9 protein-coding genes are annotated in these 17,135 nt (G+C 50.4%); 3 read left to right on the top strand and 6 right to left on the bottom strand.

Going from position 1 to position 17,135, the window contains the following annotated elements; all coding sequences use genetic code 11:
- Window positions 1–419: 419 nt before the first annotated feature.
- The 3 genes from DWZ56_RS10140 (at window position 420) to DWZ56_RS10130 (ending at window position 4,405) form a co-directional block, all read left to right on the top strand.
- The gene (locus DWZ56_RS10140; protein WP_158584525.1) at window positions 420–1,496 is read left to right on the top strand and encodes an aldo/keto reductase; all 1,077 of its coding nucleotides are present in this window, start codon (window positions 420–422) and stop codon (window positions 1,494–1,496) included.
- A 59-nt stretch (window positions 1,497–1,555) separates the two neighbouring features.
- Window positions 1,556–3,283: an ABC transporter ATP-binding protein gene (locus DWZ56_RS10135; RefSeq protein WP_118556527.1), complete on the top strand. Its 1,728-nt coding sequence runs from the start codon at window positions 1,556–1,558 to the stop codon at window positions 3,281–3,283.
- Window positions 3,284–3,520: 237 nt separating this feature from the next.
- Complete coding sequence (locus DWZ56_RS10130) at window positions 3,521–4,405, top strand: DegV family protein (protein ID WP_118556526.1); 885 nt, start codon at window positions 3,521–3,523, stop codon at window positions 4,403–4,405.
- A 6-nt stretch (window positions 4,406–4,411) separates the two neighbouring features.
- On the opposite strand, the gene DWZ56_RS10125 is transcribed toward DWZ56_RS10130, so the two are convergent.
- The 6 genes from DWZ56_RS10125 to DWZ56_RS10100 all read right to left on the bottom strand — a co-directional run bounded on the left by DWZ56_RS10125 (window position 4,412) and on the right by DWZ56_RS10100 (window position 16,997).
- Entirely contained in the window at window positions 4,412–5,299 is an 888-nt protein-coding gene (locus DWZ56_RS10125) for a carbohydrate ABC transporter permease (RefSeq protein WP_118556525.1), read from the bottom strand.
- Between the two features lie 12 nt (window positions 5,300–5,311).
- Window positions 5,312–6,253 (bottom strand): ABC transporter permease, encoded by a 942-nt coding sequence (locus DWZ56_RS10120; protein ID WP_243095181.1) that lies wholly within the window; start codon window positions 6,251–6,253, stop codon window positions 5,312–5,314.
- A gap of 96 nt (window positions 6,254–6,349) precedes the next feature.
- Window positions 6,350–8,119 (bottom strand): extracellular solute-binding protein, encoded by a 1,770-nt coding sequence (locus DWZ56_RS10115; RefSeq protein WP_118556524.1) that lies wholly within the window; start codon window positions 8,117–8,119, stop codon window positions 6,350–6,352.
- A 167-nt stretch (window positions 8,120–8,286) separates the two neighbouring features.
- On the bottom strand, window positions 8,287–9,921 hold the full coding sequence (locus DWZ56_RS10110; RefSeq protein ID WP_118556523.1) for a response regulator: 1,635 nt from the start codon (window positions 9,919–9,921) through the stop codon (window positions 8,287–8,289).
- Window positions 9,896–11,644 carry a sensor histidine kinase gene (locus tag DWZ56_RS10105; RefSeq protein ID WP_118556522.1) on the bottom strand — a complete coding sequence of 583 codons (1,749 nt, stop codon included), beginning with the start codon at window positions 11,642–11,644 and terminating at the stop codon, window positions 9,896–9,898. Before DWZ56_RS10105 ends, DWZ56_RS10110 begins: the two co-directional genes overlap by 26 nt.
- Before the next feature lie 157 nt (window positions 11,645–11,801).
- Window positions 11,802–16,997 carry a glycoside hydrolase domain-containing protein gene (locus tag DWZ56_RS10100; protein ID WP_118556521.1) on the bottom strand — a complete coding sequence of 1,732 codons (5,196 nt, stop codon included), beginning with the start codon at window positions 16,995–16,997 and terminating at the stop codon, window positions 11,802–11,804.
- Between the last annotated feature and the right edge of the window lie 138 nt (window positions 16,998–17,135).

The following is a 17,135-nucleotide window of genomic DNA, read 5'->3' as shown; positions in this document are numbered from 1 at the left end:
ATGTTACTGATCACAGTTACCGAAAAATTCCCGCGAATGAGAGGCAGGGTATGGTCCTCTCATACGCTGCTTTATCGGCAGCGTGTGAACAGTAGCGAAATAATCAATATAGTTTGAAAAATCTTTTTCATTGTGCAATATCCATTCTTTTTCACCGTGTTCCTGTATGGTATAATATCGACAGATATTATACCTGCGCTGATTTCCGTCTGCGCAGCAGACAATTTCTCTAGGAAATCATGCGCATCCCCCCGGAGGGGCATGTCAGCTTGCTGACATGATATAATATCGACAGATATTATACCTGCGCTGATTTCCGTCTGCGTAGCAGACAATTTCCCTAGGAAATCATGTGCATTACGAACCCCCTAACATCAATATATTATGTTGCGCAAATGAGGCGCGGAAATGGAGAACAAATGGAATACAGACGTCTGGGTAAAACAGAACTGCAGGTATCCGCCCTGGGAATTGGAGCGCTGAAATACGGTTCCGTCACACAGGAAACGGCTTCAGAGATCGTTAAGGCCGCTCATCAAAACGGAATCAATTACATAGATACGGCCCGCGGCTACGGTGAGAGTGAGATCCGCCTCGGCCATGCGTTAAAAAAGCTTCGTCTGCGGGACCGTTTTTATCTTTCCTCCAAGATCATTAACCGGGATTTCAAACAGTTTCAGCAGGATTTTGAAACCATACTCAGCAATCTGCAGACTGATTATCTGGACATTCTGTTCATCCATGATGTGAGCACGCGGGAGAACTGGGACAAGGTTCGGTCCAACGGCATCCTGGATTACGTGCAGGAGCTAAGGTCCAAAGGACGCATCCGCCATATCGGCGTCTCCACCCATGACTGCGGCATCGGTGAAGAGATCATCCGCACAGGCATCTTTGAAGCCGCCATGCTCGCCTACAACCCCACGAATCTGGAAGCCGAAGACACACTGTTTCCGCTCTGCGCCGCCATGGATCTGGGCGTGATCGTCATGAAGCCTTTAGGCGGCGGGGTGCTGAGCGAAGAGCGCAGCCGCCAGATGGGATTTTCCGTCACCGCAGAGGAATGTCTGAAATTTGCCATGTCCAGTCCCTACGTCTCCACCGTCATACCCGGACTGGATAAGGCGGAGTATCTTAACATCGCCCTTCATGCGGTAAACAGCTATATAGATATGACCGAGGAGAATCGGCGGGCCGTTATCGCAAAGGTGGATATTAAGGTGAAAAATTACTGCAGAGGCTGTGGCTACTGCCGCCCCTGCCCGCAGGGCATCCCCATACCGGATGTGCTGAAATACTGGAACCGCTGGGAGGTATTCGGCGGGGTGGACTGGTCCCAGATGCACCGGATCACCGAAGAATATACAAAAGAAGTCCCGGATTCGGGCACGCCGGACCACTGTATCAGCTGCGGTGCCTGCACAAAGAAATGCCCGTTCAACCTGCCCATCCCCAAACTGATGGAAGCGGCCGCCAAAAACTTAAGAAGATATTGATAGAATAAACCGGCGCGGATCTTCTTCTGCAACATGTGCCGGAAACCGGAGGATTTATCATGAAACTGCTCTTACGCCTTGGTAAAGAGGCCATACGTTACCGCACTCTCTACATTATTGCAATTCTTTCCACTTTTCTGCTCACACTGGTGAACCTGGCGGCACCGAAGGTGCTCTCCACCATGACCTCCTATGTGGAGCGGGGCGTGGATCAATCCGCTCTCAATAAAATCGCAGGGCTGACTGCGCTGCTGGTCGCTTTGTATCTGGCAAAAATTCTGTTCCGCTACTTGAGCAATTATCTGGCCCACAAGGCGGCCTGGAATCTGGTGGAAGAAATGCGCATCCGGGTATACCGGCACATCCAGTCCTTTTCCATGTCCTTTTTCCATGATAAGCAGACAGGGGATTTGATGAGCCGGGTGGTCAATGACACAGCCACTTTTGAGCTCTTATATGCCCATATCATTCCGGAGATGATCACCAACGCGGTCACGGTGGTCGGCGTCATGATCATACTGCTCACCATCAATGCGTGGCTTGCGCTGCTGACCTGCATACCGATCCCGTTCATACTCTTCTCAGGCTGGGTTTTTGCCGCCAAAGTGCGTCCGAATTTCCGAAAATCCCAAAAGGCCCTGGCCCAGTTAAATGCGAAGCTTCAGGACAATCTGTCAGGTATTCATGAAATTCAGGCATTCGGACAGGAGGAATACGAAACCGGTCAGGTGCACGGCCAGGCTTCCGCCTATACCGGAGCCATGCTGCACGCATTGAATATCAGCGCTTTTTTTCATCCCGCTGTGGAATTTCTCTCCTCCATAGGTACCGTCATTGTGGTTGGGGTAGGAGGTGTGCTGGCCTTTCACCATCAGATTTCCGTATCGGATATCGTAGCCTTCCTGCTGTATCTCTCGCTCTTTTATACACCGATCTCAGGGCTGGCACGTCTGCTGGAAGATACACAGCAGGCTTATGCAGGCGCTGAAAGGGTTATGGCTATTCTGGATACACCGTCTGAAATACAGGATGTTCCCGGCGCCAGGGATATAGGAACTGTCAAAGGAGCTGTTCGCTTTGACTCGGTTTCCTTTCAATATGAAAACGGCGTGCCCGTGCTGCGCGACATCAGCTTTTCCTGCGAATCCGGCCAGATGATCGCCCTTGTTGGCCCCACCGGCGTCGGCAAGACCACGCTTACACAGCTGCTTTTCCGTTTTTACGATCCCACCGGAGGACATATCCTGATCGATGGCAAAGACATCCGCAGTGTTACCCTGGAAAGCCTGCGCCAATGCATCTCCCCTGTGCTGCAGGACACCTTTTTGTTTAACGGCACCATTGCGGACAACATCGCCTATGCGGACCCAAGCGCCGGCAAAGAAGAAATCGTGCAGGCCGCTAAGGCTGCCCGCATCCATGACAGCATTATGGAAATGCCGGATCAATATGAAACAATGGTTGGAGAACGGGGTATGCGTCTATCCGGCGGTCAAAAACAGCGGATCGCCATCGCCAGGGCAATCCTGCGCAAATCCCCCATCATCATCCTGGATGAGGCGACCGCTTCAGTGGATGTGGAGACGGAAAAGGAGATCCAGCAAGCCATCAATGAGCTGGCGGGAACGCGCACCATCATTGCCATTGCCCACCGCCTTTCCACGATCCGGGGGGCTGACCAGATACTTGTTCTGGAGGAAGGCCGAATTGTACAAAAGGGTACCCATGAACAGCTGCTTAAGGAAGACGGTCTTTACAGCAGACTTCACAGCGTTCAAGGAAACTAGTGTAACAGCACATATAACCGGTGCAAGTAGTATTAAACACCGCTATCCGGCAGGTCCCAACGCCGGCATATTTTGAAGGTTACTACTAGTAATAAATTATTTATTAAACCATTCAAAGCCAGTAGAATCCCCCGATCATTTATGATACAATGAACCCTAAGGCTGGACAACGATAAACGCTGCCGGCCTTTTTATTCAGAATACACAGTATTCCAAAACTTAACGAGGAGAATAAGAATGAACAAAGTAGCGGTTGTTACCGATAGCAATAGCGGAATTACGCAGCAGCAGGCAAAAGATCTGGGGATTCATGTCATTCCGATGCCTTTTACTATCAACGGAAAGGATTATTTCGAAGACATCGATCTCACCCAGCAGGAATTTTATGAGAAATTAAACGATGATGCAGATATCGGGACCAGCCAGCCCGCGGCGGGTACCGTACTGGATCTGTGGGAAGAACTTTTAAAGGATTATGATGAGATTGTGCATATACCCATGTCCAGCGGGCTGTCCGGCTCCTGTGAGACAGCGCTGGCTTTGGCCGCTGACTATGACGGTAAGGTGCAGGTGGTCAATAATCACCGAATTTCAGTAACGCAGCGCCAGTCCGCATTGGACGCACTTAAGATGGCTGAAGCCGGAATGAGCGCGGCGCAGATCAGGCAGCGCCTGGAAGATACGAAGATGGAATCCAGCATCTATATCATGGTGGATACTTTAAAGTATTTAAAAAAGGGCGGAAGGATCACTCCCGCCGCCGCTGCCATCGGCACTATTTTAAATCTCAAGCCGGTGCTGCAGATCAATGGTGAAAAGCTGGACGCGTTCTCCAAAGCCAGAGGCATCAAACAGGGCAAGCGCATCATGATGGACGCGATACAGAAGGATCTGGAAAATAAATACGCCGGCTATTATAAAGACAATAAGATCTGGCTCTACATCGCCTATACCTACGACAAAGAGGCCGCAGAGGAGCTTGCCGCAGAGCTTAAAGAAACATATCCCGGCCTGCCCGTTCACACCGATCCGCTCTCTCTAAGCGTAGCCTGTCATATCGGCCCCGGCGCTCTGGCCATCGCCTGTCAGAGAATGCTGGAAGAGAACGAAACGGTCGGTTAAGACGGATCAGCCTTTGACACTTCCCAGGGTCAGCCCGGCTGTAAAATATTTCTGCAGGAAGGGGTAGATCACCAGCAGCGGCAGCATGGAGATAAAGATCTGCGCCGATTTGATGTTGGTAGTATTTAAATTCATCATATCCATGATGGCCTTAACATCCCCTTCAAACAGGGCGTCCCTGGTGGATGTTACAATGGTCTGCAGATAGGACTGCAGCGGATAATTGTATGTATAATTAGAATAGATCAAGCCGTCAAACCAGGAATTCCAGTGATTCACCAGGCAGAACAGCGTGATGGTTGCCACTGAGGGCTTGGAAAGCGGCAGGTAGATTCTGGTGAGTACCGTCCATTGGCTGGCTCCGTCCAGCATGGCGGATTCCTCCAGCTCCGCCGGAATATTCCTGAAAAAATTCATGACCAGGATTATATTGAAGATATTGACCGCACAGGGCAGTGTCAGCGCCCAGATCGTATCGATCATATTCAGCTGGGAGATCACGTAATAGGTGGGGATCAGACCGCCGTTAAACACCATGACCACCAGCAGATAGGCCACGTAGTACTTTCTGGCCGGAAAGGCCAGTTCGGGCTTCGAGAGCGGATAGGCCGCCAGCAGGGTGAGCAGGATGCTTAAGGGCACTCCGATCACAACACGCTTTAACGATACCGCTGCGGAGGTCCAGAACTTCGTGCTCTTCATCACATAGGAATAGGCATCCGCTGTGAACATCTTCGGCCAGATACCGACTTCATTGGCAACGATCGCCTGCGAATTGCTTAAGGATATGGCCAGCACATTCAGCAGGGGGATCAGACAGCTGGCTGTAACCGCGATGATCACCACGGTATTAATTACCTGAAACACTTTTCTGCTCTTCGAATTGCTTATCATGACTTCCCCTCCTTAAAATACTCTGTAACCGGCATATTTATCCGCCAGCTTATACCCACTCACTATTAAAATCATGGATACCGCCGATTTGAACACTCCTACGGCCGCTGAAAGCGAATACTGCTGATTGATCAGGCCCAGCCGGTACACCAGCGTATCGATGATATCGCCCGTCTCATAAACTGCCGGGCTGTACAGATTGAATATCTGATCAAATCCCGCGCTTAATACATTTCCAATGGACAGTATCGTCATCAGCGCGATAAACGGCGCAATGCCCGGCAGTGTGATATGAAAGGTCTGGCGCAGCCGCCCTGCTCCGTCCACCGCGGCCGCCTCATAAAGTCCCGGGTCCACGCCGGTGAGGGCCGCCAGATAGACGATTGTATTGAATCCAAAATTTTTCCAGATGTCACTGACGATCATAGTCCCCCGAAAAGTGCTCTTGGTTCCCAGGAAATACACAGGCTCTTTAATCAGCCCCGTTTTCATAAGAATCGTATTGAATAATCCGCAGGCATCCGCCGTGCTTCCCGGAGAAAGGAAATTAATCAGTATGCCGCTTAGCACCACCCAGGAAAGGAAATACGGCAGATAGGTGATGGTCTGTACGGTTCTTTTAAAGCTTTTCCTGCGCACCTCATTGAGCATCAGCGCAAAGGCGACCGGGATCACCAGATTGCCAATGATTTTGCCCACGGCGATGATCAGCGTATTGCGTATGGCCGGCCAGGTATCCGGCAGCAGACACAGCGTATGAAAGTTTTCCATTCCCACCCACTTAGACCCTAAGAACCCCAAGCCGGGATGAAAATCCTGAAATGCCATCACGATGCCCGCTATGGGCAGGTAATTAAAAATCAATAAAAAAAGGCATGGCAGAAACAGCATGGCATGAAAGATCATACGGTTCTGTCCCGTTCTCTTTTTTCTTACAGCGGTCTTTCCAGTCACTGGAATCACTCCTTTGGGTATAGTGAGGGCCGGAACACGGCGGACTTTATGCTCCGTTGTCCTTTGTCCCGGCCCACATTTTATTTTTTAATAGCTTTATTTCATATTCACATCATACCAGCTCTGCGCTTCGGCAGTTACCTCGTCACCGCCCAGCTTCGCCCAGTTCTCTAAGAACGCATCGTAGGTGCTGATATCATCGCCGGTGATGATCTTGATAATGGTTTCCATAGCCAGCTTGTTTAAGGTAGGGAATTTCGCCGCCATGGTCTCGGTCACTATGGTGTTGTAAGCGCTGACATTCAGATCCCCGCTCTTCATGATCTGCTCCAGAGCTGCGTAGCCGCCCTGCGGATCGCCAAATACGGTATAGAGACTGATGCCTGTCTGGAAGTCGGGATCTGTCACATCCGGGTTGCCGGAAGCCATGCCGTCTAAGTACACTTTCATCTTTTCATAGTCGCCCATCTGTTCCGCGTTCAGCACTGATGTATCACCTGTCTTTAACGCTTCCTGGTCTTTCAGATAGTTATCGTAATTCTTGAGGGGCGCCAGCGTCCTTGTCAGTGCACATTTCCACTCTGAATTTTCATAAAAACGTGTAAAATCAGGGTTTTCCATATCGCAGAGCTTGCTGACGCTTAAGTTCATCAGTTTGATCAGCACTTCCGGATTCTCGCACTTGCTGCTCACAGTATAATAACTGGAGCCTGAATTTGTAAAATAAGCCTTGGAGGATCCTTCGCCCATTCCGTCCGGTATCGGAGCCGCTGCAAAATGTACATCTGTATTGCTCTGAACCAGCTGGCCGGCAGGAGACATCGCTCCCCACATGGGTGCAAACATGATTCCGCATTTGCCTGCGGTCATCTCTTCCGTAATCCTGTCATTATCCATTACGCCGAAATCCTTTGCGATGGAACCGTCCGCATACATCTCCTTCAGCAGAGTCAGCCCGGCCTTCATCTCATCTGCCAAAGCGCCGCCCCAGACCACATTTCCGTCTTTCTCGATAAAGGTGAATACGTTTTCCCAATATCCGGGGATCGCGCCATAACCTTCAAAAAACGCCTGAATGCCGCTGTTATACGCAAATACATCCTTGCCGTTGAGTGCCAGTCCGTATGTATCGTCCGCACCGTTTCCGTCCGGATCGTTATGCGTAAAAGCATAGGCTACCTCATGAAGCTCTTCCATGGTTGTGGGAACATCCAGCCCAAGCCGGGACAGCCAGTCTTCCCTAATAAACATAATCATCACAGAATCATATGAATTGCCCAGAAGAGGAAGTCCGTACAAACGGCCGTCCACTTTAGCGGATTCCAGACCTACGCCGCCATCGCTTTCCATATATGCCTTCAGTTCATCCGATGCATATTCCTCATACAAATCCGTTATATCAGCAGTAACGCCGGTTCTGGCGTAATTGACATAATCTGCTCCTCCGGTAAAAATAATATCCGGATAATTGCCGGATGTAATCGCCGTAGCCAGCTTGGTCCCCTCCTGTGATGCATCTACCTGATAGATGATATCCAGATTGATATTATTTTCCTTATAAAGCGTTACCCATTGATTGTCGGTTGCGCTCTCTCCTTCCGGATATTCGAAGTCCGCCGCAATCCCTAACCCGATTTTAAGAGTAACGGGGTCTTCAAACCCGTACAGATTCTTTTCCGACGGAACCTGGCTGACGGCCGCCGTGCTTCCCTCTGTCGCATCGGTTCCCTTTACTGCAGTGGTTTCCTTTGCCGAGGCAGAAGCTGTTGTCTCAGCGGTGTCTTTGCCGCCGCAGGCCGCCAGCGATGCCGTCATGGCAAACGCCAATGTGAGCGTAAGGATCTTGTTCATACTTTTCTTTCTCATATACCTTTCCTCCTTTAATTGTTACCAACTGAAGCGAGAGCTCTTATCCTATCTATTTTCTCTCATCTCCTGATAGCTCTATTGTAAGCGCCCCGCCCGCATTTTCCTACGTGCATTATTTTACATTGAGAACAATATTTTACGCCGTCGTTTTCATACCCTGGCTCTTAAATCTCAGTTCTGCGATAACGGCTGCGGTATTCTGCGGGCGAGAGGCCCGTGCAGGTTTTAAAAGCCCTGGTGAAGGAATGCGCGGAGTAATATCCCACCTGCTCCGCCACCTTCAGTATCTTCAGATCGGTATCGGACAGATACTTTCTCGCTTTTTTAATCCGTTCCTGTGTGATGTACTCGGAAAGGTTGCAGGCATGAGTCTGCTTAAAGACCCTTGACAGATAGGATGCATTAAACCCACCGACCTCCGCCAGCCGGTTCAGGGTCAGATCACTGTCTATATGCGTATGAATATAGCTTTCGATCCTCTTCATAGCCAGGTCAGTGCGATCCTCCTCCTCGCTGCCCAGCACTAAAAACAGCGCGTCCGACAGGTCAAACAAGTACTGCACAGCTTCTGTCCAGTCCTTATGCTCGTCAGTCCTCGTCAGTTTATAGAGTGCGATATGAAAGGAAAGGCGTTCATTCAGCTGATGAATATTGATATATTTTAAAAACATCATAGAGATATTGAAATACACCTCCAGCGCGGCCGTATCGTTCTTGCTGCGCACGCCTAACAACGGCACAGTCATGTTCTTGAGCAGTTCATAGAACTCCTCCTTTCTGCGCTGTTCTAAAAAACCCGACAGAATAGGGATCTTGGATATGATATTTCTGCTGTCAATGGAGGGCCTTCCCCATTTTTCCACCTCTTCCATGTCAAGGATCACCGGAATCTCATTTTCACCCATACGGATCAACCCGCCCCTGCATTCCCAGTACCGTTCTGCCAGCCGATCCATGCCGGCGGGCTCCCGAAATACCGCAAAGGAAAGGATCAGCCTCAGCTGCTCCTCGCAGCCGTTCTGTATATACTCAAGAGCGCCTTTGGCTATGGAAAAATTTTTCCGCCAGTCCGTATACTCATCCAGAATCCTGGGCTGTATCAGAAGCAGCAGTGTATCCGAGTCGGGAAACGTGTAGAAAACCCTTAAGGAGGGGGGCATATATTCCTTTATATATTCCCCGACCTGAGCGTGTATCCTAAACGACTGCCCGTTCTGGTTATCCTTTTTTCCGACTCTGGCGGTGAACATCAATACCGGATAATCTGCCTGTATCGGGATCTCCACCTCATCCAGCATCTGCTGGCTTGGTTCTTTATCCAGAGTGCGGTAGAGAATCTGTTCCACCCGTTCTTTCTGCAGCCAATAAATCGCCTTTTCCACAATCCGGGCCTGCTGCAGCTGCCGGTTTTTCTCACGGATCGTTTGTTCCAGCTCCTTAAATGCATCCGTCACTGTCTTTAGAATCAGGGCATCCCCTTCATTTTTCAAAACGTAACGGACCTCCCGGTTCTTTACTATTTCATACAGAGTCTCATGATCCCGATATCCTGTTAAAAATACGACCCTGGCCATAGGCCAGTTTTCCCTGATATGGCGGTAGAGCTTAATGCCGTCCATTCCCGGCATCTTAATATCCGTAAGGACTACATCAAATCTCATATGATTGAGCAGCTCAATCGCCTTTCTGCCGGAAGACGCCGTATATACATCCAGTTCCCTATCACATTCGTATGAAAACAGATCCTTCAGCCACTGAAGGATCTCTATCTCATCATCTACTATCAACAGGCTGTTCATTCCATATTTCCTCCTCAAATCCGATACTGACCCTGATTCCTCCCATAGCGCTGCGCCCTGCCTCCAGGCCGCTCTTTCCTTTATAATAGGATTTCAGCCTCCTGTGTATATTGGAAATTGCTGTTATCTCTCCATGATAATCCTCTCTTAACCGCTCCCTCAAAGCAGCGATCTGTTCCTCTTTGGCCTCCCCATTGTCCTCCACATGGATGTACAGGCTGCGGCCTCTAATTTCATAGGACAGGCGGAGCAGACCGTCCTCCTCCTTGTCCTCCAGGCCATGGGAAAAGGCGTTTTCCAGAAGGGGCTGCACAATCAGGCGGGGAACCAGGAGACCTTCAAACCGCTTCGGCAGAGTTTCCCAATCCACCTTTATCCGCGAGGCGAACCTGGCACCTTGCACCATCGCATAGCTCTCTGCATGCTCCATTTCAAGCGAAAGAGGCACCACATCCGCCGTATTCCTGGTCAGAAACCGGAAATAGGTCCCCAAATAATCCGCCATGATTTCTGCGTTTTCCATATCTCCCCGCTTAATCCTCCTGCTCAAGGCAAAAAAACTGTTATAAAGGAAATGCGGATTGATCTGAGCCTGCAGCTGCTTCAGCTCAGCCTTCTGCTTGAGATCCTTCTGAACATAAACCTCCTCAATCAGCCGCTTCAGCTCACGGGCCATATGATTAAATCCTTCATAAAGGTACCCGAACTCATCCTGTACATCATGCCGGATGCTGATATCCATATTTCCGCCCTGCAGCACACCGAAAGCCGCGTTTAATTTTCTTAGCGGCCGGTGAATCAGACGTTCCACATAGCCGGACATCAGCACAGTCAGAGCAATGGCAGCCAGAACAAAAGCTGAAAAATAGCCCGAATAGCGGAACAGATCGCTCATCACATTTTCTTCCTGGTAATACTGAATCAGCCTCCCCAATGTCCCCGGCGCCGAAACGGAAACCAGATAAGACCTGCCCCCTAAGCGGATCGTATGGAGGGAATCCGCCTCACCAAACATCTCCTCCAAGGAAGCCAGCACCATATCCGACATTTCTTTTTTATCCTGGCTGTCATACAGCAAAAGCTCATACTCCGGCTGATACCAGAAGGAGCTTCCGTCCGTCTGGTTTAAATCCTTCAGAGTATTTCTGATCACGCTCTGGTCTATCGCTATATACAGCATAAAAAACGGCAGGCTTCCGTCAGCGACCGGTGCGTCCGCCGCCGTCATATACAGTGAAGTCCCGTCATATGTAAGCTTACCCGGCTCTTTAAGCCAGCCGTAAACCTTCTGCTCATCCTCCTGCTTAAAATCGGAAATGGAAGAAGGAGTGATCACATAGCCCGAATAAGGAATATAAAGCGTTATGCCCGACACCAGCTGGCTGGACCACTGCAGCTGTGCCAGCTTCGCCTGTACACTAAGCAGCGCCTCCCGCCGCTCATAGTCGCTGCCGATCAGCCCCGGCTGCGCCAGGTATGTAAGCTTTCGGTCTGAAAAGAACAGGTTCTGCTGGTTTTTCAGCCCTTCAATTTGAAATTCCAGTGAATTCTGATAGTACTCCGCCTGCGCCGCCATCTTGTCATAGATCGCATTGCGCGCGATGGAAGCTGTTCCGTTGAAGAAAAGGCAGGATATCCCGATGTTGAACAGCACCAGTGTGAATAAAACCACCAGAAGCTTGGTTTTAATTGAATTTGTCCATTTGATCTTATATTGGTCCATGACGAGTCTCCCCCCAAATATAATCTGTCAGATATGCAGCTGTTATTATCATAATTCCTTGCAGCTAGAACCGCAATCCGAAATTATACGGACGGTCAAATTGTAAAAGGCAGGAACAGACCCTCAAGGCATTTCTGCCCTGAAGGTCTGTACCAATTTATGAATGATTTCTTCTATTTTTTCTAAGCCGGCAGTGAATCACCGGTGCTGCGGCTGTAATGGCGGCCGCACACACAAGAAACGCCGCGTTGAACCCCCACGGATCTCCCGTGCTTGCAGAAACCGCGGACTCATTCGAACCGGTTTTTTCGGCCGCAGAGGACGTTTCACTGCTTGCAGGGACCGGAACCGTTTCTTCACCGCAGAAAGTCTGCTGATTTCCGTTTCCGGGATTTTCCGGAAGGTTCTCCTGCCGGGACTCTTCCGGTGTTGGTTCCTGGGTTTCCTCCTTAGTTTCCTCCGTTGTTTCTTCAGTTGTCTCCTCCGGCTCTTCTTTATCCGCCGCCAGAATCACCGGATTGGAGAACACGGCACCGGCATAATCGATTACGCCAAAGGCTATATATCCCTGCGGATAGGTGCCCGCCTCATCCGTGCAGGTCATAGCCAGCTTCTCCGCCGCTGCCGAAAGTGCATGGATGCCCACATGCAGAGGAGAAACCGTTTTAGTGATTTCCTGTCCTCCGTTTATACTGTTCCCAGAGGCGCGGTTTCCTGAAACGCTGTTTTCCGAAATGCTGTTCCCTGAAATGCTGTTCCCTGAAATGCTGTTCCCTGAAACGCCGCTATCCGCGCCGCTCTCTGCCAGTTCATTGCCTGACAGCGAGTCCGCGTCAATCCTGTTTTCCGATACAGAAGTTTCTTCCACCGCTGTCAGGGCAGGAGTCTGCATATCATCCACATAAATCCTGAAGGTATTTCCCTCCATCTCAATTTTAAAATGCCTGACAGCACCGTCCGATACTCCCACATCGGCAGTACCCAGCTCACCCTCGCCTGTTTTATAAAGTTTAACCCAGCCCCCCGCCTGGCTGTAAAACAGGAAATATCCGCTGGCCCACAGCCCGTCATCCGGATTTGTTCTTCGAAATGCACAATAGCTCCATTTATCTGCCGTACCATGGGTCTGCTGCATGTCAAATGAAATGGTCCCATCTGTATAGGTACGGTTTTTCAGCACAATCTGTGAGTAATCGCTGCTCTTGCTCTGCGCCGTCCACGCACCGTTCTCATAAGTCCACACCCCATTATTCTGCTGCTGAATCATCCAGTCAATCTGCTCTTCAAATCCCTTTTTATAGTCTTCATTCAGGATAGGCTCCCCCGGTTTTTCATCCGGAATGCCGATCTTAAAATTATCAAAGGTCACCTTCGCCATATAGGAGCACAGCGCGACAGTGCCGTTTACAAAGGCATTATCTGCATCGGTATAATCGATGGCCGGTGTGTCCGTGCCATTTACAAATACCCTGATATGGTTATCCTCCATTTCGACTGTAAAATGAACGGTTTCACCATCGCGGATCCCGATATTGGCTTTGGAAACATCCCCGACATTAGTCTTAAACAGTTTCAGATCACCGACAGACTGATCATAATAAAGAAAATATCCGCTGACCCAGATCGTATCCGTCGGATTGCTTCGGCGTATGGAGATACCAGCCCAGGAATTGGTGGAGTGCATTGTCATGTCGAAGTCAATCACAGCATTTGTGTACTTATGTCCCCTCACCATCGCCAGGGCGGCATTGGCGCCGCTTAAGCCCTCACAGTAAAGTCTGCCGTCAGTGATTTCCCAGTTTCCCTCTGATTTTCTAAGCACTCTCCATTGATCCATGCCGTTTTCAAAATCGTCCGAGAAGGGCTGATCCTGCACCAGCTCTTCTTCCTCCGGCTTTTCCGGGGGCGCCAGCCTCTTTACCATCACATTGTCAAAGCTGGCATCCGCATAGTCGGACATCAGGCCGAAATAACCGCTGGAATACGTCATATCTTCATCCGAAGCCGAAATAACCGGCTGATCTGAGTAATTGACATATATTTTAATCGATCCGTTGTTCAGCTCCACCTGAATATTTATATAATTCTGTGTCACATCCACAGGCAGCGCCGCAGTGGCTAGATTTCCCACGCCATGCTGATAGAGAACGAGCTGATTGAGGTTCGTCACGTAGACCAGATATCCCCTGTCCGCCCAGAAGCCGCCCGTACCGCCGGAATGAAAGAATGCTCCGGCCCAATTTTCATGCAGCGCCGCATCATCGACCCTTACATCAAAGGAGAATACCGCGTTATCAAAAGTTTCTTCATGATAGATCAGATCCGGTGATACTCCCTTTCCCGCAATGCCTGCATCCGGATTTTCCTTCACAATCACACCTTTCGTGACCGCAGCTCCGTTTTCAATCATTGTATAATCCGCATAGTTGGCCTGTGACCACCTGCCCAAATCACCGTTGAAATCATCCAAAAGCACAAATCCGTCCATTGCCTTAAGACCCGTAATCGACAGGTTGTCATACAGCACTCTGCCTCCGTCGCTGTGAAATGCGAAAAATCCGCCGGTATAATCAGGTGCATCCGCCTCCAGCACGGGCGTGCTGTCTCCGCCGAGATACACCCTGACAAAAGCGCTGCCACGCTCTACAGTAACCTGCACTCCATGGGTATAATCCACATCCGTATGTCCCGTGGCAACAGTTCCGGATTTGTTTATGAGATCTACCGTACCGTTTCTGCGCAGCAGGAGCATGTAACCCCCGCGGTCCCAAATGGATCCGCCCGGTGTCTCCTTTCCGAAGGCTATGCCGCCCCAGTAGTCTTTCGAGTCCACCGCGCTCTGCTCACCTGTCAGCGTCATGTCAAAGGTGATGGAGGCTTTATGATAGATTCGGTCATAGAGCCCCACAGCCGTGCTCCCTGCGGTCTCCAGAACACCATCCTTAAAGCCTGCGGTCGGGTCCAAATTCCAGCCCTCACCCGAACCGTCAAAGCTGTCCTGATAGCTTTGATCAGCAATCACCTCATGATATCTGTTTTTGGACGCGCCGGCATAGCTGGACAGCGCAACCCTATGATAAGCTACATTGGCTCCGGTCCCCACCAGGCTGATATAACCGTCCTGAAATGCTGTGTCTGACGCCCGGATCAGCATATCTTTGCTGCCGGCCTGGCTGACTGTAATCGTATCGCCGTTCATAGAGATCCTTAAGCATACCCGTCCATCCTCCGGCATGGAAATCTGCGCTTTCCCCATGCTGGCAAAAGGATTTCCTCTAAGCAGCTCCAGCTCGCCGTTCTTGCGCAGATACAGGGTGTAGCCTCCTGTCCACATCGTATCGGACGCAGACGGCTTACGGAAAGTGATGCCGCCCCACATGGTATCATCGTTGTTAAATGTGTCCTCCAGCTGTAAATCCAGCTCAATTACACCGTCCCCAAGTGTCCAGTCCCGAAGCGAAGACATCCCTTCCCGGTTTGCGCCTACGCCCCAGAACCAGTACTTGCCGTCATAGATGCTCCAGGCACCGTTCTTTCTGATCCAGTTATTATCATAGCCGGATGAAAAGTCTTCAGAGAAAACCGGTGTTTCCACAGGCTCTGCCGGCATTCCCGCAATCTCATCCAGCAGAGCTTTATGCGCCTGATTGACCGAAGATCCGCTGCGGGAGTATACGGTAGCGCTCTGGATCAGGCTGTCTGCAATGGCGTCGGCTCTATCCGGATCTTTTTTCTCCAGAATACTCAGCAGTTCAAAATCTTCAATCCCGTCCAGCTGCGCCTCATTACGCACACTGGTAAATACATCATAGTTTTTCTTATCCGGGCGGACCAGCCATTCGTCACCGGTCTGCCTGCTATCCATAGTATCAGAGGTTCTCCACCAGCAGTAGCCCCAATGCAGGTATCCGCTGCCGCCCACCTGATATACATACCAGGGTATTAGTCTGGTCTTCGCCAGATGGTAGGGAATAAATCTGTTGAGATAGCTGCCCTGAGGGCCTATACAGGTATAGAACCACAGTTCCTTGCCCGCTTCCCTCATTCTCTGAAAATAGCTCTGGTTGTTCTCATAGACATCCAGAACCGGGCACAGGGTGCTGGTCTCCGTCAGATTCGTAAAAAATCGGCTGTGTGCCTCATTGCTGCGCAGCTCCGGATAATACTTGCAGGCTTCAGAATAAAACCAATTGGCGGCCCGGATCTGTTCGTTGTCCGAAGGCTCATCCTGGCCGGAAAGATAGAAGCTGCCGACCAGATCGGGATATTTATCCTGCATGTGACTGCGCAGCGCGGAGAATAACGTCTTCATATATTCCGTAACCGCAGGATCCACCACATCGTTGGCCTGATCCGTATAGATTGGCATTTTTACACGTGCAAGCCCGCCATTCGGATCGGCCTTCAACACCCACAGATGCATGGATTTTCCAGATTCCATGGTGAGGTAGCTGCCCGGGGCATATATGTACTGCAGAGCGCCTGCGTCGAGGAAGATATCCACAAGACGGTCGAACTTGCTCCAGTCGAAATGATAATTCCCGTCGCTGTCCACAGAGCTGTCGGGCATAAGCAGCGCCTGAAAATCGATGAACTCCACATTATTGCGGTGGATGGCGAGATCCCTTGCAAAGCTTTCCATCACCCGCCACCAGTTTTCGTCATACATTTTCACATTGTACTGGCTGGGCACAGAGGATTCCAATGCACCGAAATCACATCCGGCGGAACCGAACCAGTTGAGCATTTTAAATTCCGACTCATCGGTGCTCGGAATAGTAACATCATATACAAGCACGCTGACCGACACCCGCTGTTCGCCCTGATCAGCGATCACCTTTATCGTGCCTTCATACAGACCCGGAGCCTGCCCCTCGGGCACATAAATTCTCACCCAGTAAGGCTGCGTCACGCCCGCCTTCTGTGTGATCACCTCATTGGGCAGCAACGCATCCGTATAGCTGTCGCTGCCATCCGGAGTGGGTTCCACCTCTCCCGGAACCGCCGCAGATACCGAATATTCACGGAATACGGAGATATGGTCAGCACCGATCTCCCCTGTTTCCCCCGTAAGCGCCCCCGCCTCCAGATGCAGCCCAGTAAGCTCCGTTGTTCCTCGGACAAGAACCTGGGCTGCCTCATACTCGTTTCGGGCAGCATACAGCCTAATCTGCGTTTCCGGATAGTCTGGCATCACAGAACTGTCAAATGCCCGGTCCGCCGAATTCTGTATCCAGACATCGTAAACCGTATCCCCTTCCGCCCGGGAAGTCAGAGGCCTGACCGCAAACAATCCGGTAAACGCCATAGCAATACCTAAAATACAGCATGATACCCTCTTCCAACTTTTCATACCTATTTTATCCCCTTTCGCTGTTTGGTAAGGCTTATTTTTATTTTAAAGCGATTCCAGACGGCGGTATACGTTCATATTTTTACTTTACCCACAAATATTTACCTGTCCTGCAAAAAGAAGAAGCGATGCATCATA

The sequence above is a fragment of the Lachnotalea sp. AF33-28 genome (assembly GCF_003477885.1).
Taxonomy (GTDB): Bacteria; Bacillota; Clostridia; order Lachnospirales; family Lachnospiraceae; genus AF33-28.
The sequence above is the reverse complement of the archived record's forward strand: the minus strand, read 5'-3'. Positions and strand labels throughout refer to the sequence as shown.